This window comes from Sphingomonas sp. HMP6 (assembly GCF_013374095.1).
Taxonomy (GTDB): Bacteria; Pseudomonadota; Alphaproteobacteria; order Sphingomonadales; family Sphingomonadaceae; genus Sphingomonas.
Window position 1 is genome coordinate 1196867 of sequence record NZ_AP022672.1, and the last position, 24732, is coordinate 1221598.

General features: G+C 64.9%; 28 protein-coding genes and 2 tRNA genes. 16 read left to right on the forward strand and 14 right to left on the reverse strand.

The window, feature by feature from the left end; genetic code table 11:
* Window positions 1-25: 25 nt before the first annotated feature.
* The 4 genes from HMP06_RS06045 to HMP06_RS06060 all read right to left on the reverse strand — a co-directional run bounded on the left by HMP06_RS06045 (window position 26) and on the right by HMP06_RS06060 (window position 3149).
* Window positions 26-1378 carry an IS1380 family transposase gene (locus HMP06_RS06045; protein ID WP_176495742.1) on the reverse strand — a complete coding sequence of 451 codons (1353 nt, stop codon included), beginning with the start codon at window positions 1376-1378 and terminating at the stop codon, window positions 26-28.
* Window positions 1379-1474: 96 nt separating this feature from the next.
* The gene (locus tag HMP06_RS06050) at window positions 1475-2554 is read right to left on the reverse strand and encodes a DUF6538 domain-containing protein (protein ID WP_176496285.1); all 1080 of its coding nucleotides are present in this window, start codon (window positions 2552-2554) and stop codon (window positions 1475-1477) included.
* Between the two features lie 91 nt (window positions 2555-2645).
* Window positions 2646-2721, reverse strand: a tRNA-Ala gene (locus tag HMP06_RS06055).
* Between the two features lie 110 nt (window positions 2722-2831).
* Entirely contained in the window at window positions 2832-3149 is a 318-nt protein-coding gene (locus HMP06_RS06060) for an FYDLN acid domain-containing protein (RefSeq protein WP_176496286.1), read from the reverse strand.
* A 114-nt stretch (window positions 3150-3263) separates the two neighbouring features.
* Here HMP06_RS06060 and aroA point away from each other — a divergent pair, with 114 nt between their 5' ends.
* From aroA to cmk, 3 genes are read left to right on the forward strand one after another with little or no spacing between them, the layout of a single operon-like run.
* Window positions 3264-4595 (forward strand): 3-phosphoshikimate 1-carboxyvinyltransferase, encoded by a 1332-nt coding sequence (gene aroA, locus HMP06_RS06065; RefSeq protein ID WP_176496287.1) that lies wholly within the window; start codon window positions 3264-3266, stop codon window positions 4593-4595.
* Complete coding sequence (locus HMP06_RS06070; protein ID WP_176496288.1) at window positions 4592-4840, forward strand: CBU_0592 family membrane protein; 249 nt, start codon at window positions 4592-4594, stop codon at window positions 4838-4840. Before aroA ends, HMP06_RS06070 begins: the two co-directional genes overlap by 4 nt.
* Window positions 4837-5469: a (d)CMP kinase gene (cmk, locus tag HMP06_RS06075; protein WP_176496289.1), complete on the forward strand. Its 633-nt coding sequence runs from the start codon at window positions 4837-4839 to the stop codon at window positions 5467-5469. Before HMP06_RS06070 ends, cmk begins: the two co-directional genes overlap by 4 nt.
* On the opposite strand, the gene HMP06_RS06080 is transcribed toward cmk, so the two are convergent.
* Complete coding sequence (locus tag HMP06_RS06080; protein ID WP_176496290.1) at window positions 5444-5842, reverse strand: hypothetical protein; 399 nt, start codon at window positions 5840-5842, stop codon at window positions 5444-5446. The two genes, cmk and HMP06_RS06080, sit on opposite strands and share 26 nt — an antisense overlap.
* Window positions 5823-6020, reverse strand: coding sequence for a ribbon-helix-helix domain-containing protein (locus HMP06_RS06085; protein WP_176496291.1), 198 nt, complete (start codon window positions 6018-6020; stop codon window positions 5823-5825). Before HMP06_RS06085 ends, HMP06_RS06080 begins: the two co-directional genes overlap by 20 nt.
* A gap of 284 nt (window positions 6021-6304) precedes the next feature.
* Here HMP06_RS06085 and rpsA point away from each other — a divergent pair, with 284 nt between their 5' ends.
* From rpsA to HMP06_RS06110, 5 genes are all read left to right on the forward strand, one after another.
* The gene (rpsA, locus tag HMP06_RS06090; protein ID WP_176496292.1) at window positions 6305-8038 is read left to right on the forward strand and encodes a 30S ribosomal protein S1; all 1734 of its coding nucleotides are present in this window, start codon (window positions 6305-6307) and stop codon (window positions 8036-8038) included.
* A 160-nt stretch (window positions 8039-8198) separates the two neighbouring features.
* Window positions 8199-8477, forward strand: a complete 279-nt coding sequence (locus HMP06_RS06095; protein WP_176496293.1) for an integration host factor subunit beta — start codon at window positions 8199-8201, stop codon at window positions 8475-8477.
* A 57-nt stretch (window positions 8478-8534) separates the two neighbouring features.
* Window positions 8535-8620 (forward strand) — tRNA-Leu (locus HMP06_RS06100).
* A gap of 54 nt (window positions 8621-8674) precedes the next feature.
* Complete coding sequence (locus HMP06_RS06105; protein ID WP_232089882.1) at window positions 8675-10147, forward strand: ABC transporter substrate-binding protein; 1473 nt, start codon at window positions 8675-8677, stop codon at window positions 10145-10147.
* A 27-nt stretch (window positions 10148-10174) separates the two neighbouring features.
* Window positions 10175-10588, forward strand: a complete 414-nt coding sequence (locus HMP06_RS06110; RefSeq protein ID WP_176496294.1) for a DUF4112 domain-containing protein — start codon at window positions 10175-10177, stop codon at window positions 10586-10588.
* 3 nt (window positions 10589-10591) lie between these two features.
* Here HMP06_RS06110 and HMP06_RS06115 read toward each other — a convergent pair whose 3' ends face one another.
* The 4 genes from HMP06_RS06115 to HMP06_RS06130 are packed head-to-tail and all read right to left on the reverse strand — an operon-like array spanning window position 10592 to window position 14008.
* On the reverse strand, window positions 10592-11305 hold the full coding sequence (locus HMP06_RS06115) for a ribonuclease T2 family protein (protein WP_443026500.1): 714 nt from the start codon (window positions 11303-11305) through the stop codon (window positions 10592-10594).
* Between the two features lie 11 nt (window positions 11306-11316).
* Window positions 11317-12162 carry a carboxylating nicotinate-nucleotide diphosphorylase gene (gene nadC, locus HMP06_RS06120; protein WP_176496295.1) on the reverse strand — a complete coding sequence of 282 codons (846 nt, stop codon included), beginning with the start codon at window positions 12160-12162 and terminating at the stop codon, window positions 11317-11319.
* Between the two features lie 4 nt (window positions 12163-12166).
* Window positions 12167-13177: a quinolinate synthase NadA gene (nadA, locus tag HMP06_RS06125; protein WP_176496296.1), complete on the reverse strand. Its 1011-nt coding sequence runs from the start codon at window positions 13175-13177 to the stop codon at window positions 12167-12169.
* Window positions 13178-13228: 51 nt separating this feature from the next.
* Window positions 13229-14008 (reverse strand): hypothetical protein, encoded by a 780-nt coding sequence (locus HMP06_RS06130; RefSeq protein WP_232089883.1) that lies wholly within the window; start codon window positions 14006-14008, stop codon window positions 13229-13231.
* Between the two features lie 142 nt (window positions 14009-14150).
* Here HMP06_RS06130 and HMP06_RS06135 point away from each other — a divergent pair, with 142 nt between their 5' ends.
* Complete coding sequence (locus HMP06_RS06135) at window positions 14151-15512, forward strand: peptide MFS transporter (RefSeq protein ID WP_176496297.1); 1362 nt, start codon at window positions 14151-14153, stop codon at window positions 15510-15512.
* 4 nt (window positions 15513-15516) lie between these two features.
* Here HMP06_RS06135 and HMP06_RS06140 read toward each other — a convergent pair whose 3' ends face one another.
* The 4 genes from HMP06_RS06140 to HMP06_RS06155 all read right to left on the reverse strand — a co-directional run bounded on the left by HMP06_RS06140 (window position 15517) and on the right by HMP06_RS06155 (window position 19245).
* Complete coding sequence (locus tag HMP06_RS06140; protein WP_176496298.1) at window positions 15517-16221, reverse strand: DUF4230 domain-containing protein; 705 nt, start codon at window positions 16219-16221, stop codon at window positions 15517-15519.
* Window positions 16218-17096: an MBL fold metallo-hydrolase gene (locus tag HMP06_RS06145; RefSeq protein ID WP_176496299.1), complete on the reverse strand. Its 879-nt coding sequence runs from the start codon at window positions 17094-17096 to the stop codon at window positions 16218-16220. The genes HMP06_RS06140 and HMP06_RS06145 overlap by 4 nt, the downstream gene beginning before the upstream one ends.
* 89 nt (window positions 17097-17185) lie before the next feature.
* A complete protein-coding gene (locus HMP06_RS06150; protein ID WP_176496300.1) occupies window positions 17186-18880 on the reverse strand; it encodes a M56 family metallopeptidase in 1695 nt (564 codons plus the stop codon).
* Complete coding sequence (locus tag HMP06_RS06155; RefSeq protein WP_176496301.1) at window positions 18877-19245, reverse strand: BlaI/MecI/CopY family transcriptional regulator; 369 nt, start codon at window positions 19243-19245, stop codon at window positions 18877-18879. The genes HMP06_RS06150 and HMP06_RS06155 overlap by 4 nt, the downstream gene beginning before the upstream one ends.
* Before the next feature lie 115 nt (window positions 19246-19360).
* Between HMP06_RS06155 and HMP06_RS06160 the strand changes: the two genes are divergently transcribed.
* The 7 genes from HMP06_RS06160 (at window position 19361) to HMP06_RS06190 (ending at window position 24693) form a co-directional block, all read left to right on the forward strand.
* Window positions 19361-20290: an SMP-30/gluconolactonase/LRE family protein gene (locus HMP06_RS06160; protein ID WP_176496302.1), complete on the forward strand. Its 930-nt coding sequence runs from the start codon at window positions 19361-19363 to the stop codon at window positions 20288-20290.
* Window positions 20291-20299: 9 nt separating this feature from the next.
* On the forward strand, window positions 20300-20992 hold the full coding sequence (locus HMP06_RS06165) for a VIT1/CCC1 transporter family protein (protein ID WP_176496303.1): 693 nt from the start codon (window positions 20300-20302) through the stop codon (window positions 20990-20992).
* A 99-nt stretch (window positions 20993-21091) separates the two neighbouring features.
* A complete protein-coding gene (locus HMP06_RS06170) occupies window positions 21092-21793 on the forward strand; it encodes a CoA transferase subunit A (protein ID WP_176496304.1) in 702 nt (233 codons plus the stop codon).
* 200 nt (window positions 21794-21993) lie between these two features.
* Window positions 21994-22812 (forward strand): HAD family acid phosphatase, encoded by an 819-nt coding sequence (locus HMP06_RS06175; RefSeq protein ID WP_232089884.1) that lies wholly within the window; start codon window positions 21994-21996, stop codon window positions 22810-22812.
* Window positions 22809-23162 (forward strand): DUF5076 domain-containing protein, encoded by a 354-nt coding sequence (locus HMP06_RS06180; protein WP_232089885.1) that lies wholly within the window; start codon window positions 22809-22811, stop codon window positions 23160-23162. Before HMP06_RS06175 ends, HMP06_RS06180 begins: the two co-directional genes overlap by 4 nt.
* Entirely contained in the window at window positions 23162-23797 is a 636-nt protein-coding gene (locus HMP06_RS06185) for a CoA transferase subunit B (RefSeq protein ID WP_176496305.1), read from the forward strand. Before HMP06_RS06180 ends, HMP06_RS06185 begins: the two co-directional genes overlap by 1 nt.
* A 35-nt stretch (window positions 23798-23832) precedes the next feature.
* On the forward strand, window positions 23833-24693 hold the full coding sequence (locus tag HMP06_RS06190; protein ID WP_176498389.1) for an alpha/beta hydrolase: 861 nt from the start codon (window positions 23833-23835) through the stop codon (window positions 24691-24693).
* Window positions 24694-24732: the final 39 nt, after the last annotated feature.

A 24732-nucleotide genomic window follows, 5' to 3' on the forward strand; every position in this document is an offset into this window, starting at 1 on the left:
CGTTTGGCGGCCACTGCCGCATCGATCATGGTCCCGTGGTGCGCAAGTTGAGCGCGATGGATCGGAACAGCGCGGCATCGGGACAGGCGCTTGCGAAGGCGATGCGGATGCGGCTGGTGGTTTCGACGACGCGCGCGGCGACCTTGAGCAGCCGCAGGCGGATGGTCGCGAACTCGGCGGTGCGGAGCGTGGCGGTTGCGGGCATAGCGTGCCGCACGGCCCACATCAGCCAGTAGGCGGCGGTGTGAAGGATGAGCCGCATCTGATTGGCGTTGGCCGAGCAGCAGGAGGTTCGGTCGCTCTTCAGCTGCGTTTTATGCAGCTTGATCAAGTTTTCCGCCTGGCCGCGGGCGCAGTAAAGCGTGTCATAGATCCGTTCAGCGCTGCCCTCGGCAAGCGAGGTGACAACGAGGCGGATGTCGAGGCCGAGGCTGCTCGCCTCGATGCGAGCAACGACGCGACGTTCGGTATTCCCCCAGGTTTTCGCAGCGTAGCGCGTCTCTGCGTAACGCCTTAGTTCGACCAGTCCCTGCAATGCCCGGTCGGTCGCGCAGGCATCGCCTTCCCGAACGATGACGGGATCGGCGTGGAGCGTGCGGTTGCCGGGCAGCCCGAAGATGTAGTCGATTCCGTTCGCCTCGCACCAGGCCATCGGCTCTGGCCGACCGTAATGACCATCGCCGCGCAGCGTGATCCGGGTATCGGGCCAGTGGCGACGGATACGTCGCACGAGCCGGCGAACATGGCCGGCGACTTCCTTGCCCGACGGCGTTTTGCCGGTGCGCAGCAGCATCGCAACCGGCCGCCCGGTAGCGGTGTCGTAGACATGGATCGGCAGGAAGCAGCGCTCGCCGTAGTGGCCGTTCCAGAAAGAGAGCTGCTGCGCGCCGTGTACGACGTCGACGGTATCATCGATGTCGAGCGTCACCGCCGCAGGTGGCACGGGGTAGCTCGCGCAATAAAGGTCGACCAGCGTACCGGTCAGACGGATCAACTCGCGCGTAGTCGGCGCGTTTTCCCACCGGCTCATCGTCGGCTGGCTGGCCAGCCCGAACGGATCACCCGGCAGTTTGCCGAGCGCCAGCTTGAACCCTGGATCATGCCGCAGGGCGTCGAGATCATTGGCGTCTTCATACCCACACGAGATCGCGAGCATGCGGGCGCGCAAGATGTCGGCGACCCGGTGGATCACCCGACCCTGATCGCGCGGATCAGCGATGCAGGCGGCGAGCCGATCCGCGATCCCCAACCGCCGCTCGGCCTGTGCGAGCAGTAGCACGCCGCCGTCCGACGTCAGCCGACCGCCGTCGAACGCGGCGGTGATTTTTCGACCACGAATGGCTGGGAAGGTGAAGGAGAACCCACTATCGTCGGCCATGGCGGTCGTGGCACTTTCTGTCTGGAGCAGAGGGATGGCGTAAGCACCCTTTCTCTACTCCAAACCAAAGACTTAGACCACGATCGCCACCACCGATTATCGCTCCCGATGAATAATCCGGGCTAGGCGTGCCCCGGTAAATAGCGCGAGTAGCGGCAACCAGTATGCAGCTTCTCCCTTACCGCCAGCAGGCCGGATGCCCTTGGTATGCACCGGGCCTGAAAATATCTGCCTGAGCGCGGGGAGATCGAACGGCAAACGTTGGTTGCGTGCCCGGTCCGTGTCCTTGATCGTGATGCCATCCGCCACATTCGCTGAGGTATGGTCGTTGTTGAACGCCCATTGCAGCAGCGTCCGCAGCCGAGAGAGCTTCATATTGATGTTCGCAGGAGATTGCCCCTCAGCGACCAGCTTGTTCTTGAAGCTCAACACCTGCTTGCGGGTGATTCGATCAACAGGGATTTGCCCTTCCCGTTCATAGAACCAACGGGCTACCGCCCTATGGGTATCGATGCCTTTCTGCACCGGCTTTCGCTCTGCGGCCCAAAGGTCAACGACGGTGGTATCGAGCATCGTCCCGCCGCCGGTAGCGGCAGCGCCTTCAATGGGAGCCGCATCTGTGTGTTCATTGGTTTGCACTGGGGTAGAGGCAACAAGTGCGCCCGGAAGGGCTTTCGCGGTTCGAAGCTTTTCCTTCAAGCGGTCCCTATCAAAGTTTACCCCGTCGAGAATATACCGGAAGGCGCGCAAGCCTCTGGGCATTTCAGCAGTGGACCCCCGCAGCCTGCCTTCTAGAAACGCGATCAAGCGAGCGACATCCTCACGCCGATGATCTTTTTCGGCAATCGCCCGCGACTCAACGAGCGCGCTCTCTAGGCCAGCTTCCCACGTCGCGGCTGCCATCGCCTCTGCGCGGGGCGAAAGGGCCTGAGGGACCGCCTGAGGGGTTTGCTGGGCAGCTTGAGCCTGCTCCCTGGCCGCATCGATCTGAGCGTCTGTCGCGAGGGTGTGGGACGGCACAAGCCGTTTCGCCCTGTCGCGGTCTTTGGTGTGGAGGGAAAACTTCCACTCGGTGCGCGCCGCCCCGGAGGCTGTTCGGATGAACGGTCGCACTCCATCGGGCACAGCGCGACGGAAATAATAGGTCGAGCCTACCTTATCGAGATAGTTGCACATGGCCCTTGGCTCCTGTTCCAGATGTAACAGACGCCCGTAAAAAGCCTATGTTTTCCAAGTATCTAGCCAGTTTTCAGTGGCTTATACAGATTGGTGGAGCCGAGGGGGATCGAACCCCTGACCTTTCGCATGCCATGCGAACGCTCTCCCAGCTGAGCTACGGCCCCATCTCCCGGGTGGGCGGTCCCGGGCAAGGCGTCGCCCCTACCGAGGCGACGCACCCTTGGCAAGCGGCCTGACTGCCGCTTGCCCTTAAAAATTTCCGATTACGTGCAGATCAATGCTCATCTTCGCTGATCGGGGCTTCCACGCCGAGATCATCGTCGCCGCCGAGATCGACCTCGTCGTCGGGCGAGGGCTCCTCGTCTTCACCGGTGTCGATATCCTCGTCATCGCCGGCCAGATCGTCGTCCTTCTTGATCAGCTCAGGCTTGGCCTGCTCGAACGGCAGCGGCTGCTTGGACTTCAGAATCGGCTCCGGCTCCCAATGCGCACCGCAATTGATGCACGTGACGGGATCGTCCTTGCCGAGATCGTAAAAGCGGGTGGCGCATTTCGGGCACGAACGCTTCGTGCCCCATTCCGGCTGGATCATATGCCGTAGACCTCATTGTCAAAGATGGGAGTTTTGCAGACCGTGGTGGTCCTTGGCCAGCAAAGTGGGGCGCGCCTTGCCATAGCGCAAGCGCACTGTCAAAGCGCCGGGCCAATGGCACACCCCTCCCCTGCACCGCGCACCATCCCTCCCTCCGGTCCTCTCACCGGCCGCGTCCGCGTACCCGGCGACAAATCGATCAGCCACCGCGCGCTGATGTTCTCGGCGCTCGCGGTCGGCACCAGCCGCATCGAAGGCCTGCTGGAGGGCGAAGACGTCCTCGCCACTGCCGCAGCACTACGCGCGATGGGCGCGACGATCGTGCGCGATGCCGACGGCTGGAGCGTCGACGGGGTCGGCGTTGGCGGGTTGCTGCAACCGGCGAGTGCGCTCGACATGGGCAATTCGGGGACCTCGACCCGGCTGCTGATGGGGCTGGTGGCGAGCCATCCGATCACCGCCACCTTCATCGGGGACGCATCGCTCTCGAAGCGGCCGATGGGGCGTGTCATCACGCCGCTGTCACAAATGGGCGCGGAGTTCACTGCGAGCCCGGGCGGCCGCTTGCCGCTGATGCTGCGCGGCCTGTATCCCGCCATTCCGATCACTTACACGCTTCCCGTTGCATCCGCGCAAGTGAAGTCGGCGGTACTGCTTGCCGGGCTCAACACCCCGGGAATCACCAGCGTGATCGAACCGATCGCCACGCGCGACCATAGCGAGCGGATGCTGCGCGGCTTCGGCGCAACCGTCACGGTCGAGGCCGCAGCGCAGGGCAAGATCATCTCGATCACCGGCGAGGCAGACCTCAAGCCGCAGCATATCATTGTGCCGGGCGACCCCTCCTCTGCCGCCTTCCTGGTGGTCGCAGCGACGATCGTGCCGGGATCGGACGTAGTGGTCGAAAATGTCGGCCTCAACCCGACTCGCGCCGGGCTGTTCACCGCGCTCCGCCTGATGGGCGCGAGCATCGAGGAGCTGGACCGCCGCGAGGTCGGCGGCGAGCCGGTCGCCGATTTGCGGGTGCGCCACGCCGCACTGTCCGGGATCGAAGTACCGCACGATCTCGCGCCGAGCATGATCGACGAATATCCAATCCTGTTCGTGGCCGCTGCTTATGCCACGGGGCGCACGATCGCACGCGGGGCGGAGGAATTGCGCGTCAAGGAATCGGACCGGATCGCCGCGATGGCCGCCGCGCTGAGCGCGATCGGGGCGCGGGTCGAGGAAGTGGGAGACGGCTTGCTAATCGAGGGCAGCGGCGGCGATCCACTACCCGGCGGCGCGACGATCGCGACGCTGCTCGATCACCGCATCGCGATGAGCATGAGCGTTGCAGCGCTCAACTGTCGCGCGGACGTGACGCTCGATGATGCCTCGCCCGTCGCAACCAGCTATCCGGCCTTCTTCGACCAGATCGCACAGCTTCAGGGCGACGCGGCATGATCGATTCGGCCACCGCCGATATCGCCGGGTTCATCGGCGCGGTAACGATCCTAAGCGGTTTCGCCTATCAGACGCTGCGCAACGCCGCGCCCGATCGCCTGTCCAACGCGCTCAACTTCATCGGCGCTTCGTTGCTCGCGCTGTCGCTGATCGTGAACTATAATTTGCCCGCGCTTCTGCTGGAGACAGCGTGGGCGGCAATCGCTTTATTTGGATTGGTACGCACCGTGGTGGCTCGCCGATGATTATCGCCGTCGATGGCCCCGCCGCATCGGGTAAGGGCACGATCGCACGTGCTCTGGCCCGGCATTATGGCTTGCCGCATCTCGATACCGGCCTGCTGTACCGCGCGGTCGCGGCAAACGTGCTGCGGCTCGAACTCGACGGCTCGATCGAGGCCGACGCGATTGCCGCCTGCGATTTCGACGATTCGTTGCTGGAGGATCCGATCCTGCGCAGCGATCCGATCGGCACGCTCGCCTCGGTCGTCTCGGCGCATCCGCTGGTGCGCGCGTCGCTGCTGCAGCGGCAGCGGCGTTTCGCCAACCAGCCCGGCGGCGCAGTGCTCGACGGACGGGACATCGGCACCGTGATCGCGCCCGACGCCGACGCCAAACTTTTCATCCGCGCAACCCCCAACATCCGCGCGAAACGCCGCCACGCGGAGCTGCGCACCGCCGGATCGACGATCAGTATCGACAAGGTGCTCGCCGACATCCGCGCGCGCGATCTACGCGATTCGACGCGATCGAGCGCGCCCTTGGTACCGGCGAAGGATTCGGCACTGCTCGACACGAGCTTTCTGTCGATCGAGGCATCGGTCCAGCGCGCGATTGCGATCGTGGAGGCTAAACGCACTCCGTCCGGAGCCTAACGGCCTTTTCGACCGCCCATCCGGCAAACAACAGCCACCCTGGTGAAAGAAGCAAGGCAAAGGCCCACCCGAAATCCATGTCACCCGGCCGCCAGATCAAGTCACCCGCCAGCCAAGCGCACATCGCCACTTCGAGGCTGCCGACGGTGATCCACGCTTCCGGACGGTCATATTTAAGTAGTGCCATGCAGACGAACGGGAAGGAAAAGGCTACGGCAATTGGCACTCCGCCAAACAACACATCGGGCCAATTAGTCCGGGCAGTATCGTTAAAAGCTAATGTTATACCAATCAGAAGGGCGGCACCGGTGCATCCAACGATCAGCGCACGCCAAACATGCGGCGCGGAACGATCACGCACGATCGTTGCCACCGGTTTCACCCTCGACGATCGAAGAAGGCTCCACACATGCGAGCTTGTCCGCACGGACCATTTCGCAACGAATCAAGTGACGCACCACATCACTTTCATCGAGAAAGAGGCCGGATTGCACTTGTCCGTCCACCCAATGCTGCGCTTCGTCGGGTAAAGAGACTTTCAGGATCGCCACAACAAACTCCCTTGATACAGACTGCCATTTTCATTCACCCTGTCAACACAGCGCCTGCTTGCCCCAACGACCTCGTTCCGCTAAGGCGCATGCGTCCAGCGAGCCGTGGTTCGTGGAGGTCCGGCGCGGAAGGTTTCTTCCTGCGCCTTTTTCGCTTGACGAAGCCTTCATGAAAAACGTCCCGGATGGATGTCGCATTCGGCACTCGGCCCGTGCGATAGCATAGGCCAAGACCGCCGGAGACAACCGGCTGGCCGGAACATAGCTTAGGAATACAGGACTTTATGGCCACTCAGCCAAACCCAACCCGCGACGATTTTGCCGCGCTTCTCGAAATGACTCTCGGCGGTGCCGACAGCTTCGAAGGCCGCGTCGTCAAGGGCACCGTCACCGCAATCGAAAACGACCTCGCCGTCATTGACGTCGGCTTGAAGTCGGAAGGCCGCGTGCCGCTGCGCGAATTCGCAATGCCGGGCCAAAAGGCTGACCTCAAGGTCGGTGACGAAGTCGAAGTGTTCGTCGACCGCGTCGAGAACGTCCACGGCGAAGCGATGCTGTCGCGCGACCGCGCACGCCGCGAAGCCGCTTGGGACACGCTCGAAACCGAATTCGCCAAGACCGCTCGCGTCGAGGGTGTCATCTTCGGCCGCGTCAAGGGCGGCTTCACCGTCGACCTCAACGGCGCCGTGGCCTTCCTGCCGGGTTCGCAGGTCGACATCCGTCCGGTGCGCGACGTCACCCCGCTGATGGACATCCCCCAGCCTTTCCAGATCCTCAAGATGGACCGCAAGCGCGGCAACATCGTCGTGTCGCGTCGCGCGATCCTCGAAGAAACCCGCGCCGAGCAGCGTTCGGGCCTGATCCTGTCGCTCGCCGAGGGCCAGATCATCGACGGCGTCGTCAAGAACATCACCGATTACGGTGCGTTCGTTGATCTGGGCGGCATCGACGGCCTGCTGCACGTCACCGATCTGTCGTACAAGCGCGTTGGTCACCCAAGCGAGGTTCTCAACATTGGCGATACCGTCAAGGTGCAGATCATCCGCATCAACAAGGACACGCAGCGCATCTCGCTCGGCATGAAGCAGCTCGAGAGCGATCCGTGGGAAGGCGCATCCGCCAAGTATCCGGTCGGCGCGAAGCTGTCGGGCCGCGTCACGAACATCACCGAATATGGTGCGTTCGTCGAACTCGAGCCGGGCATCGAAGGCCTGGTTCACGTGTCCGAAATGTCCTGGACCAAGAAGAACGTCCACCCGGGCAAGATCGTCTCGACCTCGCAGGAAGTCGACGTCGTGGTCATCGAGGTCGATCCCGACAAGCGCCGCATTTCGCTCGGCCTCAAGCAGGCGATCAGCAACCCGTGGGAGGCCTTCGCCGAAGCGCATCCGATCGGTTCGACCGTCGAAGGCGAAGTCAAGAATGCGACCGAGTTCGGTCTGTTCATCGGTCTCGACAACGATGTCGATGGCATGGTCCACATGTCCGACATCGCTTGGGGCGTTTCGGGTGAAGACGCGCTCAACCTGCATCGCAAGGGTGAGGTGGTTCAGGCCATCGTGCTCGACATCGACGCCGAAAAGGAGCGTATCTCGCTTGGCATCAAGCAGCTTGAGCGGGGCGCTCCGGCGGCTGGCGGCGTTGCGGCCGGCGGCACCACGGCCGCGGCATCAGGCCTCAACAAGAACGCCATCGTCACGGTCACCGTGCTCGAAGTCCGCGACGCGGGTCTCGAAGTGCAGGTCGGCGACGACGGCGCGACGGGCTTCATCAAGCGCACCGACCTCGGCCGCGATCGCGACGAGCAGCGTCCGGAGCGGTTCCAGACCGGCCAGAAGTTCGATGCGATGGTCACCGGCTTCGATCGTTCGAAGAAGCCGACCTTCTCGATCAAGGCGATGCAAATCTCCGAAGAGAAGCAGGCCGTCGCGCAATACGGTTCGTCGGATTCGGGCGCGTCGCTCGGCGACATCCTCGGCGCTGCGCTGAAGGCGCAGGGCTCCGACAGCAAGAAGTAAGCGGCAGGCGAGGCTACTCGTCCAAATTGAGTAGCCTCGCCGCTGTTTTTTCGTGTCGTTTCGTGCCTATACCCGTAAATGGACTTGAGCTATATTAAGTCCGAAGTGGCCTTTCCGTTTCAAATCGAGCGGGCGGGCGAGCGGGTAAGGGAATGATGCGATGATCCGTTCGGAACTCGTCCAAATGCTCGCGGCGGATAATCCGGATTTGTCCCCACGCGACATCGAAGCACTCGTGACCACCTTTTTCGATGAGATTTCCAAACGCCTCGCCGAAGGCGGCCGGGTGGAGTTGCGTGGCTTCGGGGCATTTTCTACCCGCGCACGCGATGCACGCACCGGACGCAACCCCCGCACCGGCGAATTGGTCGCGGTCGATGCCAAGCGCGTCCCCTATTTCAAACCTGGCAAGGAAATGCGCGCTCGTCTTAACGTGTAAGACGCTGTTTCTTCGACTTGACGTCACGCGCGCGGTGCGCTTGGCAGATCCGCGGATGCGGACGTGGCGAAATTGGTAGACGCACGGGACTTAAAATCCCTCGCCCTTTGGGTGTGCGGGTTCGAGTCCCGCCGTCCGCACCACCGCCGCTGCGCTTGACGGTGGCATAGCGCCGCTCCCGGTGGCAGGATGCAGCAATGATGCGCTGCCGACCGATCTTCCTCCCCGCGCTCGTCGCATCCACCGCGATGTTGCTTGTGGCCTGCACATCGCGTGCCGATGATGGCCCGATCGTGGTCAGCGCAATCGGCGAATCACCCGCCCTCGCCGATCCGGCGCGCGGCGCGCTCGACACCCCGACACGGCTGATGCTCGACACGACCGCACAAGGGCTCGTCCGCTTCGATTCGACCGGACAAATCGAACCCGGCATCGCGGAGCGCTGGAGCGTCATCGATAACGGCACCAGCTACATCTTCCGGCTGCGCGAGGCCGAATGGAGCGACGGGAAGCCCGTTAGCGCCGCCGACGTCGTAAAAGTCCTCCGCCGCCAGGTCGCTGCGGGATCACGAAATATCCTGCGGCCGTATTTAAGCGCGATCGACGAGATCGTCGAGATGACGCCAGAGGTGATCGAGATCCGCCTGAAGCGCCCGCGCCCCGATCTGCTCAAACTGTTCGCCCAACCCGAACTGGCGATCCTGCGCATGACACCCCCCGGCGGCAGCGGACCCTATCGTATCGCGTCGCAGCGTCGCCGTACCGTCCTGCTCCGCCCGGCGTTCGACCCGGCGCGGAGCCCAGACGACGATGTGGTGGAGCCCTCCCCCGCAGCCGATATCCGCCTGATCGGAGAGCGCGCTGCGCGTGCGATCGTGCGGTTCGACCGGCGCGAGGCGAATTTGGTGACGGGCGGCACCTTCGCCGATTGGCCGCTGGTCAATCTGACGACGATTGCGCCGATCAACCGGCGGTTCGATCCCGCCGCCGGCGTATTCGGACTGGCAGTGGTGAACCGCAGCGGTGTGCTCGCCGATGCGGCGAATCGCGCCGCGATCGCCCGTTCGATCGACCGTGCGGGGTTCGTCGCGGCCATTTCTCCCGATTGGGAGCCAGCGGCCCGATTGCTCCCCGAACAACTCGATTCGTCCGCGCCGCCCGCCGTGCCGGCCTGGTCCGCTCCGCCCGCGCCCGGTGAACCCACCCCGCGCGATCGGATTGCGGCGTGGCAGCGTGCGCATCCCGGCAATTTGCGCGTGCGCATCGCCTTGCCGACCGGGCCGGGTGCAAATCTGCTCTTCGGTTACGTGGGCGCCGCGCTGATCTCGCTCGGCATCACGCCAGAGCGTGTGGCGATCGATGCGCCAGCCGATCTCCGCCTGATCGACGCCGTCGCGCCGTATGACAGCGGGCGCTGGTACGTCGCCACCGCGTGCCAAATGTGTAGCGAAGTCGCGCAAACCGCGATCGACGCGGCGCGCGGTGCCGATTCGGCCCGCCTGCGCGCGCAGCAAATCGCGGCGGCCGATGCGGCGCTCGCCCGCGATGTCGCCTTCATCCCGCTCGCCCACCCGCTACGCTGGTCGCTGGTCAGTGTACGATTGCGCGCCTGGACCGGGAACTCGCGCGCGTGGCACCCGTTGAATCATCTGCGCAACGACCCCAATTGAGGTGACATGGCAGATAAAACTACCCGCATGACCGCTCCGCCGTTCGGCGACTTTGCTGCCTCCTATACGGGGCGCGATGCGGCGTCAGTGCGCAAGCGGATCGAAGCGATGGAGCGATTGCTCGAAGGCCTGTTCGTGATTCCCGGTATCAATCGTCGCGTCGGGCTCGACGTGATACTCAATTTGATCCCGGTCGGCGGCGACGCGGCCGGCGCAGCAATGGGCGCATGGATGGTGTGGGAGGCGCGCAATCTCGGCATGTCGAAGGCGCAAATGGCGCGGATGTTCGGCAATGTGGGGCTGGATTTCGTGCTTGGTCTCGTGCCGTTTATCGGCGCCATCCCCGATTTCTTCTTCCGCTCGAACACGCGCAACCTGCGGATCATCAAGCGCCACCTCGACAAGCATCACCCCGCTACGGCAGTGATCGAAGCGCGCTGACGATCAGCGGCGCCCGCGCCAGATCTTGAGACTGGCATTAGCGGCCAATCCACCTGAATTGGCCTCGCAGCGGGCGTAGGCGAAGGTCTTGTCGAGGCACAGCCACAGTTCGTCGAGCCAGCCCTTGCGGTTGGCGGTCACGCGCACTGCATTGGCAGGGACGCCCGGGTTAGATGCAGCGAAGGCCGCGGCGAATTGCCCGGCGTTTAACGGCTTGCGCGACAGCGCGTTCATGTCGGGATAGCGCAACTTGCCGTACAGGCCGGTCGAGCGCGCAAAATAATCGGTCGGCGTGGTCTGCATACAGGTGCCGTGCTTGGCCCATTCGTGTTGCAGGAGCTGCGCCGACGGGGTCGCGCATAGGTTCCGCTTGATCACTGCGGGCGGGAGCAGCGGCGTCGCGGCGCAATATTGCGGCCACTCCTTGCCGACGCCATCGGGCCATAGCCCATGCAGCGTGAAGCCGAAGCGATTGCTGCTTTGACACTGAAACCGCGCCGAAGCATCGCGCGCGTTATTGTGGCAATATTGCGGGGCCCAAGTCAGCGCGAGCGTATAGCCGGTGATCGGACGCACCCGCTGCGGTTGGCTGGCAGACGCAAGATCGGGGCGCGGGGTCGGCACGGTCGAGGGCACCGTGCATTGATAACTTTGCGCCGCCGCCACACCCGGCAGCGCGATCAGCGCTGCCCCCGCGATCCCCAACATCGTCCGCATCGCCCAGCCCCTCAAAGTGTCGCGAAATCCAGCCCGATATCGGCCGCCGGAGCCGACTGCGTCAAGCGCCCGACGCTGACATAGGTAACCCCTGTCTCGGCAATCGCGCGGATCGTGTCGAGCCGCACCCCGCCCGAGGCCTCGGTCGGCACGCGCCCGCCGACAAGTCGCACCGCCTCGCGCAACGTCGGCGGGTCCATATTGTCGAGCAGCAGATGCGTCGCCCCCGCCGCCAGCGCGGGTTCGATCTGGTCGATCGAATCGACCTCGACGATGATCCGCTCAATCCCCGCCGCGACCGCGCGCGCCACCGCCGGACCGACCCCGCCTGCGACTGCGACATGATTGTCCTTGATCATCGCCGCATCCCACAGCCCCATGCGATGATTGGTCGCGCCGCCCATCCGCGTGGCATATTTCTCCAGCGCGCGGAGTCCGGGGATTGTCTTGCGCGTATCGAGCAATGTGGCACCTGTGCCCGCAATCGCATCCACATAGCTCCGCGTCATCGTCGCGATGCCGGAGAGATGCTGCACCGTGTTCAGCGCTGATCGTTCGGCGGTCAGCATCGCGCGGGCTAGACCGTGCAGCCGCAGCAGATCGGTCCCGGCGGACACGCTCTGCCCATCCTCGACCAGTTGCTCGATCACCACATCGGGATCGAGCGCGCGAAAGAACGCCTCGGCGATCGGCAGCCCTGCAACGACGATCGCATCGCGGCTGTCCATCGTGCCAGTAAAGCGTGCCTCCGCCGGAATGACGGCCGCGGAGGTGATGTCGCCGCCGGGGCCGAGGTCTTCGGCGAGGGTTGAGGCGACGAAGGCGGGGAGGTCGAAACGGTCGAGGGTAAAGGTCACCGTCTCAATCCCCCGTAACCCGCACCGGCCCCAGATCGCCCATCCCCACTGTCCCGCTCGCCATCGCGAGCATCGCGTCGAGGCTCTTCTTCGCTTGCAGGCGCAGGCCCTCTTCGATCTCGATCCGCGGCGTCAGGTCGCGCAGCGCTACGTAGAGCTTCTCGAGCGTATTCAGCGCCATGTACGGGCAGATGTTGCAGTTGCAATTGCCGTCCGCGCCCGGCGCGCCGATGAAGTTCTTGAGCGGCGCGGCCTTGTGCATTTGGTGGATGATATGCGGCTCGGTTGCTACGATCAGCGTGTCGCCGGGCATCTGATCGGCATAGGCCAGGATGCCGCTGGTCGATCCGACATAATCGGCATGGTCGAGAATGTAGGGCGGGCATTCCGGGTGCGCAGCGATCGGCGCGCCGGGATATTGCAGCTGCAGCTTGAGCAATTCGGTTTCGCTGAAGCGTTCGTGCACAATGCACACCCCCGGCCACAGCAGCATCTCGCGCCCGGTCTTGCGCACCAGATAGCCGCCGAGGTTCTTGTCCGGCCCGAAGATGATCGGCTGGTCGAGCGGAATCTGGCTGAGGATCTTCTCGGCCGACGACGAGGTCACGATCACGTCGGACAGCGCCTTCACCTCAGTCGAGCAATTGATGTAGGTCAGCGCGATGTGATCGGGGTGCGCCGCACGGAACGCAGCGAATTTGTCTGGCGGGCAACTGTCCTCAAGCGAACAGCCCGCATCCATGTCGGGCAGCACGACGATCTTGTCGGGCGACAGAATCTTCGCCGTCTCGGCCATGAAGCGCACGCCGCAGAAGGCGATGACATCGGCATCGGTCGCCGCCGCCTTTTTCGACAGATCGAGACTGTCACCGACGAAATCGGCGAGATCCTGAATCTCGGGCTTCTGGTAGTAATGCGCCAGGATCACGGCATTGCGCTCCTCGCGCAGCCGATCGATCTCAGCGCGCAGGTCCAGCCCGGTCAGGCTCCCGCCGATACCACCACGTGCGTCCATCTTGCTGCTCCCGCGTATCCGCGTGTCACATGGACGCGGGCGCGCCCACGATCAAGGGTGCGGTGCGAGCGGCGGGAATGGCGGGAAGGCGAGCGGCGCTACCGCAGCCCCGGGCGAACCCGCCGTCGCCGCCTGATAGAGCACGACACCGATCGAACTTTGGCTCAGGGATTCGACCAGCAGCAGCGTCACCAATACGATTGTCCCAATTCCCCAGCCCCAGGCCGGATGAACGCGCCCGGTTCGGCGCAAATCGGCGATCACGCCGATCACCGGGAAAATCATCACCGCCGCGAAGGTCGCCTCATACGCCCAAGGAATGAGCAATGGCAGCGGGAGCAATCGCCCGTAAGCTGGCCCCATCAGGATCGCCATGCCGCAAAAGTGCAGCCGCCGGTGCCAGTCGGTCTGCCGCCGCAGCACGATCGCCGCGACCGACAGGCCGGCGAAGGAAAAGATCGAAACCGGGTCGAGGATCAGAAATTGCAGCGGCGTGAAGAAGAACGGCGTGCGCGCCTCCCGCACCATCGCCAACGTGACCGCGCAGCCGAGAACGCACATCGCCACGATCCACCCTGCCGCGATCCAGCCAAGCCGCCGGTGCAGCGCGATCGATCCGCGCGCGACCAGCGCGTTCTGGGCCACATAGATCGCAACCCAGCCCATGAAGACGATAGCATGGGCGTGAACCAGCGGCGGCGATGCGGCGAAGCTCGACCGCCCCATCGCGAGTTGCAGCGAAAAGCCTGCCACGATGACCAGGGCCATCGCGATCGCGCTCCACAGGAAAAAACTGTCGCCGCGCACGCCCTCTGCGCTTGGTGCTGCCACTGTCGCCACTGTCGCCATGTTCGCCCCCCCGACCGTCATGTTCGACGCAGACTGTAGCGGAAAAACGCTTGCGAAACAATTCGCGGTTGCCCGACGGGACCTGCGCTTGCCAGCCGTCGGAGGCCGTGCAAACTTGCAGACGATGGCCACGCTCCCCTTGACGCATCCCGCCGCAGCGGCCGCCGATGTGTGGGGCCAACCGCGCGGGTTGTGGGTGCTTGCCGGGACCGAACTGTGGGACCGCATCTCGTTCCACGGGATGCAGGCGCTGTTAGTGCTGTATATGGTCGGCGCGCTGTTGCTGCCGGGGCATGTCGAGCATGTCGCAGGTTTTGCAGGCTTCCGCCGCCTCGTCGAGGGCGTTACCGGGCCGCTATCGGTGCAGGCGCTGGCCGCCCAGACCTTCGGCCTGTATGTGGGGCTGATCTATTTCACGCCGGTGATCGGCGGCTGGATCGGGGACCGGCTGACCGGGCGGCGGTTCGCGGTGTCGCTCGGCGCGCTGCTGATGACCGCAGGGCATTTCGCACTGGCGTTCGACGTTACCTTCCTGCTGGCGCTGCTGCTGCTGATCCTCGGCGCGGGGCTGTTGCGCGGCAACCTCAGCGCGCAGGTCAAATCGCTCTACGCAGATGGCGACCGGCGCGAGGCGGATGCCTTCCAGCTTTATTATGTCGCGATCAACCTGGGCGCATTCATCGCGCCGATCATTACCGGTGCGCTGGCCGCGCTCTACGGCTGGCACACCGGCTTCGGCTTTGCGGGCTTCGGGATGCTGATCGGGCTGATCGTCTATCTGATCGGTCAGCGCCACTTACCGCCGGACACGGCGCGCGCCGCGGTGGTTGAGCACGCGCCGCTAACTGGCAGCGATTGGTCGCGGATCGGCGGACTGGCGATCGTCTTCCCGGTGCAGATCTGTTTCTGGATCGCGCAGAGCCAAGTGTGGAACGTCTACAATCTGTGGGTGCGCGATCATCTGAACCTGCGCGTCGGCGGGTTCACCCTGCCGGTCCCGTGGTTGCAGGCGCTCGACGGCGTCGCCCCGATCCTGGTGATGCCCGCTTTCCTCGCCCTGTGGCGTTGGCAAGCGAAGCGCGGCGCGGAGCCCGACGACATCGCCAAGCTGGCGATCGGCTGCGCGATCTTCGCGCTCGGCACCGCCTGGCTTGCCGCCGCGCCGTACGTCTCGGGCGCAGATGGCCGCGCGCCGCTGCTATGGGCGGTGGCGTTCCACCTCATCTCGAACATCGGCTGGCTCTATTTCACGCCGATTTCGCTGGCGCTCTATGCGACCAAATCCCCCCCGTCGCTGCGTGGCACGTTAGTCGGGATCAACTATCTATCGACCTTCTTCGCCAGCATTATCAGCGGGCGCCTGGGCGGCTTTTACGAAACGATGGACCCGGCGCGCTTCTGGCTGATGCACGCCGCGATCGTCGGCGGCGGCGGCCTGGTGCTGGCGTTGCTGGCACGCCCTTTGCGCAAGCTGTTCGCCGCCTGATCGGTCAACTGCCGGTGCCGAGCACTTCGGAGATCGACCGGGTCGTGTCCCACCGCTCGCCATCGCTCTTGCGCTCGAACGGGAAGCTGATCGCAACCTCGACACCGTCCTGCTGCGCCGCAGCCAGCGCACCTTTCAACAGCGACGAAAGGGCGCGTCGCGCACTTTCGCGTGCCTCGGCGAGATGTTCGGGCTTGCGGCCTTCGGTTTGCGCATTGGCCTGCGCCTTCGTCGAAATCGTCCGGGCCAGCGCCACCTCAGCCCCACGCGTCACCCAAACGCCGCTCGTTTGATTGATCGTCATCCGGCTTTCATCGACATTGGCCTGCGCGACGGTTACGTCCGGGATCTCTACCGCAAGCCGGCGACGGCGTTCGTCCCACTGGTACTTTCGCGGGCCGAGCGCGCCCAGATCGACGAAATAATCGACCGTGAAGGGCACTTTGACCACCTTTGCCGAGGTCAGCCACCCGCCCATCCGCACATCGCGCGCAGTCACCTGTTCGGTGCCCGACAAGGTCGCGACCTTCAGCGCGCTGGTTTTCGTAAACGTCGTCTCAACGATCCGGTCGATCGCCTCGCGATCGTCATTCTGTTCGACCACATAATCGTTGCGATAGCGGTCATAGCCCAGCTTGATCGCGAAGAGCGCGGCGATCAGCAGTGCGACCGCAACCGCGATCTTTATCGGCGACCGGTCAGCCGTCATGCCGGCTCCGCCGCGGGTCGCCATAGCGCGGCGTCGTCCGTCACCAGATAGCGGTCGCGCAAGTCGATCAGATGCGCCAGCACCGATCGCTCTGCCGCCGGGAACAGCCGCGGGTCGAGCCCGACATACATGCGCGCGACCATGTCGGGGATCGTTGCGGGCGCGCCGCGCAGCAGGCGCAAAATCTGTCCCTCGCGCTGCTTGCGATGGCCGAGCATCCCCCGCACCAGCCGCTGCGGACTTTCCACCGGATCGCCATGCGCCGGATAATAGATCCGGTCGGTGCGGTGCATCAGCTTCTCAAGGCTCGCCATATAGGCTGCCATGTCGCCGTCGGGCGGAGAGACGATGCTGGTCGACCAGCCCATCACATGATCACCGGTGAAGAGCGCGCCCGCCTCGTCCTGCGCTTCTGGCAGAGCAAAGGCGAGGTGGTTGGAGGTATGGCCAGGCGTCGCCAGCGCAGTCAGCGTCCAACCTTCGCCGCTGACGCTTTCGCCCTCCGCCAGCACCCGGTCCGGCGCGTAATCACGGTCGAATGACGCATCCGATCGAAGCCCGGCGTCATCGAGGGCAAGCGGCGCGCAGCCCACGATCGGCGCGCCGGTCGCTTGGGCAAGCGGGCGCGATCCGGGGCTGTGGTCGCGGTGCGTATGCGTGATCAGGATCGCGCGGACCGGGCGTCCGCCAATCGCGGCGACCAGCGCATCGATATGGCCGGGGGTGTCGGGACCGGGGTCGATCACTGCCAGATCGGTCGTTCCGATCAGATGCACTTGCGTGCCGGTATGGGTGAAAGGCGACGGGTTGGGCGCCAGAACGCGCGACACAAGCGGTTCGAGCTGCTCGGGGACGCCGGGGAGTTGCTCGCTCATGCCCTGCGAAATGGCGGGTCGGGCGGGCCTTGGCAAGGGCAACCCCTCCCCCCGGCGTATCCGGAGGGAGGGATCGTTGGGTTTGAGTCCTATCGCACCCGCGCCAGATCGCTTTCGACTTCCTTGATTGCGGTGTCGATACCCTCCAGTGCGTGCTTGCGTGCTTCCGTGCTCATGTCGGTGTCACTCAGCATCCGGGCACGCGCGGCGCGCAGGCCGCTCAGTGCATGGGCATAAGCGTCGCGCTCGATATTCGCGCTGTTTGCGGCGATCACGGCGCCTTTGTTGGCCGCAGCGGCAATGCGATCGTTACAGATGATGATGCGCTGCCCGCCCGAAAACTGCTCCTTGATTACCATCTTGCCGCCCTTTCCAAGTGGGCCACAGTTCCGCGAAGAGATTTGCGGCATCGGCGGCATGGCGGGCATTGGCGGTAAAGCGCGCATCGGAGGTAAGGCGCGCATCGGCGGTACGGGCGCGATCTCCCCGACGACGGTATAGCTGCCGTCGCGGTTGAGCTTCACGTACCGGCCGTAACGGACGATGCGCTTGCCGTCCTTGGTCACCGTCACCGTCGTCGTCATGGCGCGGGCCTCACCCGGCGCGCGAGCGGACGTTTCAGGCAGGGTTGGCGTTTCGGGCGTCTCCGGGGTCTCAGGCATCGCGGGCGACACGTCTGACGGCGGCAGCGGCGGCCCTGGTCTCAGCGGCACGTCCGGCTCGGTCTGGGCAGGGGTCAGCGGTCCTGCCACAGCGGGCGGAGCAAACGGCGCAGCCGCGCTTTGATCAAGGCTGGCAAGATCGACGCCGGTCGCATCTTCGACCGTGCTGCGGACCTTGGCGGCGGCGACAGTGCCCGAAGCCGTCAGGACCAGCCCGGCGGCGACGCACAGGCTCAGCACCCCTGCCCCGGCGACCAGCCGCGTGCGCGACGTTCTTGTGGTGGTCAGCATCCTTAGTCTCCCTTTCAGATCGTCGATGGTGTGGAGGTGGCACGTCGCGGAAACCGTTCCGCCCAGAAATGTCGGGTGCGCGGCCTTCAGGATCGCGCAGGCATAACTGTGGCGGCGCATCGGGTTCATCCCCGCCAGCACGCGCGCATCGGTGGCGATTTCCTGGTCGGCGCGGAAAGCGCGAAAAGCCCGCCATGCCACCGGGTTGAACCAGTGCAGCGCCAGCACGACCAGGGCGATCCAGTTCGCGATCAAATCGCCGCGCGCGTGATGGCCAAGCTCATGCGCCAGCGCCAGATCGCGCTCTTCCGGCTCGTAGCGTTCGGCGAAATCGCGCGGGAAGGCGACGTAACGCCGCCAAACCCCGAAGGCGAGCGGGCCGGTGGCCGCTTCGGTCTCGATGATATGCACGTCATCCGCCGTGTCGTGCGTGCTCGCCCGGTCGAGCAAGCGGCGGCAGAAGCGGTGGTGGGCAAGCGTGTGCCAGCCGACGAACGCGACCGCCCCCGCAATCCACAGCCCCGCCAGCACCTGGCCAAGCAGCGGCCCCAAGATCGGCCCCATTGTTGTCAAAGTCGGCGCAGCGGTTTCCGCGATGGGGGTGACGAACAACACCGTGACTTGCTCGGTCGCACGCTGCACCGGCGCGACGGCAGCGGCCTGCCACCAATCGGCCGGAAGCGGCGGCAACAACAACCGCAGCACGGGCAGCAGCCACAGCGCATAAGCGATCTGTGCGCCGAACGCTTTCGGCACGGGACCGCGCAGCAGCAGCACCGCAACCATCAACACGGTTGAGGCGAGCAGCGCCTCGACCAGCCAACCGATCACGACTTCAACCCCTTTAGCAACGCCTCGATCTCGGAAATGTCCTGCGCGGTCAGCGCGTCGCGCTCGGCCAGATGCGCGACCAGAGGGGTTAGCCGCCCCCCGAACAGCCGGTCCATCATCTTGCGCGATTCGCCCGCGACATAGTCCTCGCGCTGTACAAGCGGACGATAGCGATAGCGCCGCCCGTCCTCCTCATGCGCGATCACCGCCTTGGCGAGCAGCCGCCCGAGCAGCGTCTTGACCGTATTCGCGGACCAGTCGCGCTCCGCCGGGATCCGCTCGGCGACGTCCTGCGCGGTGAGCGGGCTTTCGTCCCATAACACTTCCATCACCGCATGTTCTGCGTCGCTGATGCGTTCGGCCATGAGTCGCTCTCCGTAATGACTACGGCTGTAATCGTACCGTTTACGTCTGTAGTCAAGAGGCCGCTTTGGGAGCGGGCGCGCTTCCGATACGCTGTCGGAAAAAGAGGAGTAGGATGTGACTTTCGAGACCTTAGCCAGCGGCCTGCGCTTTCCAGAGGGACCTGTGGCGATGCCCGATGGCAGCGTGATCCTCGTCGAAATCGCCGCCGGTCGCATCACCCGCGTCCGCCCAGACGGATCGACCGAGACCGTCGCCGAACCCGGCGGCGGCCCGAACGGGCTGGCAATCGGCCCGGACGGAAAGCTCTATTGCTGCAACAATGGTGGCTTCAATTACATTGATCACCCGGCCGGCCTGCTCATCCCGCACGGCCAGGCCGACGATTATTCGGGCGGACGGATCGAACGGATCGATCTGGCCACCGGCGCGGTCGAGGTGCTCTACAAGGACGGCGATTTCGGCTGCGTGCTGCGCGGCCCGAACGATATCGTGTTCGATGCGCATGGCGGCTTCTGGTTCACCGACCATGGCAAGAACCGCGACCGTGAGCGTGACATCACCGGCATCTTCTATGCAAAGGCCGATGGTAGCCATCTGGAAGAAGTCGTCTTTCCCAGCGAGAACCCCAACGGCATCGGCCTCTCCCCCGATGGCAAGCGGCTCTACGCGGCGGAGACCTATACCTGCCGCCTGATGGCATTCGACGTGACCACGCCGGGCAAAGTCGATCAAACCCCTGGCCTCGCCGGTACCGGCATTCCACTCTATCGCCCCGCCGGCTACAAATTCTTCGATTCACTCGGGGTCGAGGCGTGCGGCAACATCTGCGTCGCAACGATCGGCGAGAGCGGCATCTCGGTCATTTCGCCCGCCGGGGCGTTGATCGAGTTCATCGCCACCCCCGATCCCTTCACCACCAACATCTGCTGGGGCGGGCCGGACTTGCGCACCGCCTACATCACGCTGTCGGGCACCGGACGCCTGATCAGCATGGAATGGCCGCGCCCGGGCTTGGCGCTGGCCTATTGCGCGCGCGCGCGCTAGGCCGTCGGAATGATAAGAACCGGCGAACGACATCTGGTCCAGCGTATCGGCTGGCTGCGCGCAAGCGTACTCGGCGCAAATGATGGAATCGTCTCGACCGCCAGCCTGATAGTCGGGGTCGCTGCCGCCGCGCAGAGCCAGAACGCAATCCTCCTCACCGGCGTCGCCGGGCTGGTCGCAGGCGCAATGTCGATGGCGGCGGGCGAATATGTTTCGGTCAGCTCGCAGGCCGATACCGAGGCGGCCGACCGTGCGCGCGAAGCGGCCGAGCTGGCCGATGACCCCAAGGCCGAAACGCACGAACTCGCCGCAATCTATCGTCAGCGCGGGCTGGACCGCGCGCTCGCTCTGCAAGTTGCCGAGCAATTGATGGCGCATGATGCGCTTGGCGCGCACATGCGCGACGAACTTGGCATCCACGAAGCGATGGTCGCGCGGCCGGTGCAGGCGGCGCTCGCATCGGCGGCAAGCTTCGCCGTCGGTGCGATCCTGCCCGTGCTGATGGCCTTCCTGTTCCGCGGCACCGCGTTGATCGAGGCGGTCGTGGTGGCGACGCTGGTGCTGCTGGCGGTGCTGGGCGCGGTCGGCTCGCAGATCGGCGGGGCGAATATCTGGCGCGGCGCGATCCGCGTCCTGTTCTGGGGGGCGCTGGCGATGGCGGTGACGGCCGGCATTGGTCACCTTTTCGGCGCAAATATTTGACCCAAGGCCGGTGTTGGTCGGGGTCTCCTTGACCGGCCACCCCTCCCCGCCCTAATCGGCGCGCACATCCGCCAAGCACCTTCGACCGGGGACCCACCGATGCGCAAACTCTATCCCGATGCCGCCGCTGCTCTCGACGGGCTGCTCCATGATGGGATGACGATCTGCGCGGGCGGCTTCGGGCTGTGCGGCATTCCCGAGCGGCTGATCGACGCGATCCGAGATGCCGGGACCAAGGATCTGACGATCGCCAGCAACAATGCCGGCATCGACGGCGAAGGCCTCGGCAAGCTGTTGCGCACGCGTCAGGTCAAGAAGATGATCTCCTCGTACGTCGGTGAGAATAAGGAATTCGAGCGGCAATATCTGGCGGGCGAGCTCGAGGTGGAATTCTGTCCGCAAGGCACGCTCGCCGAGCGCTGCCGCGCCGGCGGTGCCGGTATCCCCGGTTTCTACACCAAGACCGGCGTCGGCACACAAGTCGCCGAGGGCAAGGAAGTGAAGGTCTTCGACGGCGAGGAGTTCATCCTCGAACGCGGCATCCGCGCCGACCTCGCCATTATCAAGGGCTGGAAGGCGGACGAAAGCGGCAACCTCATCTTCCGCAAGACCGCGCGCAATTTCAATCAGCCGATGGCGACGGCCGGTCGGATTTGCGTGGCCGAGGTCGAGGAAGTGGTGCCGGTCGGCAGCCTCGACCCCGACTGCATTCACCTGCCGGGTATTTATGTGAAGCGCATGATCATCGGCGCGCCATACGACAAGAAGATCGAGTTTCGCACGGTGCGCGAGGCGGCGTGATGGGCGCGGCGGGCTGCGCTGCTTCTGCTCCCCTCCCGCGTGCGGGAGGGGCTGGGGGAGGGCATGTCCAGCGCTCCGTCGCTCAAACATCCCCTCCCCTAACCCCTCCCGCACGCGGGAGGGGAACGGTTGCGCTCATCGCGCTCGCACTGTCATCTTGTGCGGCGGGACCACGGACCGAAGTTCGACATGCTGGCGACGTGGCGCCTATCGAGCATGGCGGATGGATACCCCCAGCCCCAGCCATCCCCACCGGCATCCAATATCTCTACGGCTCGGGCGAAGCCGCAGCCGCTTCGCAGCAGACGTGGCGGAGCATCGTCTCTTACGTCGCGCGCCAAGTGGCGACGCCGCCGCAAGACTCGGTCGTCCTCGCCCCGGATGCGACGCTCGCCGCGCCGAAATGGGTGCCCTGCGGCTCCAAGCCAAAGGCGGTCGTGTTCGACGTGGACGAGACGGTGCTGCTCAACACCGGCTTCGAATATGACGAAGCGCTCCACCCCGGCCGCAGCTATGACGAGAAGCGCTGGCAGGCTTGGGAACGGAGCGGCGGCACAAGGGTGCTCCCGACGCCCGGATCGGTCCGCGCGCTCGGCGTGATCCGGCAGATGGGCGTTACCGTTATGTTCAACACCAACCGCTCCTCCGCCAATGCCGACACGACACGCGCCGCGATCGAGGGTGCCGGTCTCGGCCCCGCGGTTCACGGCGAGACGCTCTATCTCTCGGGCGACGACGCGATGGGCAGCAAGAAGGACGGCCGCCGCGCGACGATCGCCGCGAACTATTGCGTCGTTGCGATGGGCGGCGATCAACTCGGCGATTTCAGCGATCTGTTCAACGCCGGCCTCACCCCTGCGGCGCGGCGGGCTGCGGTGCTCACCGAACCGCTGATCACCGTGTTCGGTGCGGGCTGGTTCACGCTGCCCAACCCGGCCTATGGCACCGCGCTGAAGGGCGGCGTGGACGACATCTTCGCCCCCGCCCAGCGTTGGAATTCGACGGAGCCGACACCGTGAAGAAGAAGCCGATCCCGATCGATCTGCAGCGCTATGCCGGTATGCTCGGCGGTGCGCGCGAGTTTCTGCGCGTCTGGGCGATCAAGGATGGCCCGACCACCTGCTTCATCAACCCCGTGCCGATCGGTGCCGATCCGATGGCGCTCGGCATCGCTTTGGTCGATGTCGTCCGCCACGGCGCACGCGCGTATGCCCAGGCGACCGGCATTACCGAAGCCGAGGCCGAAGCCCGGATCTGGGAAGGCCTCGACGCCGAACGCGGTAACCCGACCGACCCCGGCCATGAGCTCGATCCTGATGACGCCGAGGATGGCATCATCAGCTACTTACCGAACAAGGATATCCACTAATGGCTTGGACCCGCGACGAAATGGCGGCGCGCGCCGCGCGTGAGCTGCAGGACGGTTTCTATGTGAACCTCGGCATCGGTATTCCGACGCTGGTTGCCAACCACATTCCGCCGGGCGTCGAGGTCACGCTCCAATCGGAAAACGGGATGCTCGGCATCGGGCCGTTTCCGCTGGCCGGCGAAGAGGATCCCGATCTCATCAATGCGGGCAAGCAGACGATCAGCGAACTCCCGCAGACGGCCTATTTCTCCAGCGCCGACAGCTTCGCGATGATCCGCGGCGGGCATATCGATCTGACCGTGCTCGGCGCGATGGAAGTCGCCGAGAATGGCGACATCGCGAACTGGATGATCCCGGGCAAAATGATCAAGGGCATGGGCGGCGCGATGGATCTGGTCGCGGGCGTCAAGAAGATCATCGTCGTGATGGAGCACACCAGCAAGAATGGCGACCCCAAGTTTATCCCGGCCTGCACGCTGCCGCTGACGGGCAAGAACGTCGTCGATATGATCATCACCGATCTGGCGGTGTTCCAGCGCCCCGACCACGCATCACCGTTCCACTTGGTCGAGATGGCCCCCGGCGTCACCGCCGACGAAATCGCCGCTAAGACGACCGCGAAGTATCTCGCTTGACGCGCCGCATCGTCGTCGCCCTCGTCCTGTTGTTGATGGTGAGCATGGGGTCCGCTGTGGCGCTCACATCGCCGCCGGGGTTGCTCAGCTTCCTCGACAAGGCGATGGGCGGCGGCACTGGGGTGGAGCGCGTCGGTAAGGGTCTGGGGTTCGGAGGCCACGGCCAGACGCTCGACGTATGGCGTCCGGTCGGTCCGGCGGAGAAGCGCCCGGTGCTGATCTTCTGGTATGGCGGCGGCTGGGCCGAGGGCAACCGCCGCGCCTACGGTTTCGCCGCGCGCGCCTTCGCCAAGGCAGGGTTCGTGGTCGTGGTGCCGGATTACCGCAAGGTGCCGCAAATCCGCTTCCCGGCGATGCTGCAGGACGGTGCCGACGCGGTGAAATGGACCCGCGACCACATCGCAGACTTCGGCGGTGACCCGACACGGATCGCCCTGTCCGGGCATTCGGCGGGTGCCTATACCGTCGCGATGCTGACGCTCGACCAACGCTGGCTGAAGGCGGTCGGGGTCGATCCGCGGATCGTGAAGGCCGCCGCCCCCTTGTGCGGGCCCTATGATTTCTACCCCTGGACCTCGGACCGCGCCCGCGCGGCGTTCCAGGGCGCTGCCGATCCGGCGATGACCCAGCCGATCACCTTCGCCCGCGCCGATGCGCCACCGATGCTGCTGGTGACCGGCACCGCCGACACGACCGTGCGCCCGCGTAATGCGATCCGGCTTGCGGCGCGGTTGAAGGCATTGGGTGCGCCGGTCGACGTGAAGAATTATCCGGGCCAGACGCACGAAGGGATTGCGATGGCGCTTTCGGTGCCGTTCCGCGCGCGCGCGCCGGTGCTGGCGGACAGCGTGGCGTTCCTCAAGGAAAAGCTCGCGCAAGCGCCCGCTGCGCAATAAACGACCCTCCCACCCTTGCGGCGACGCATCTTTCGGTTA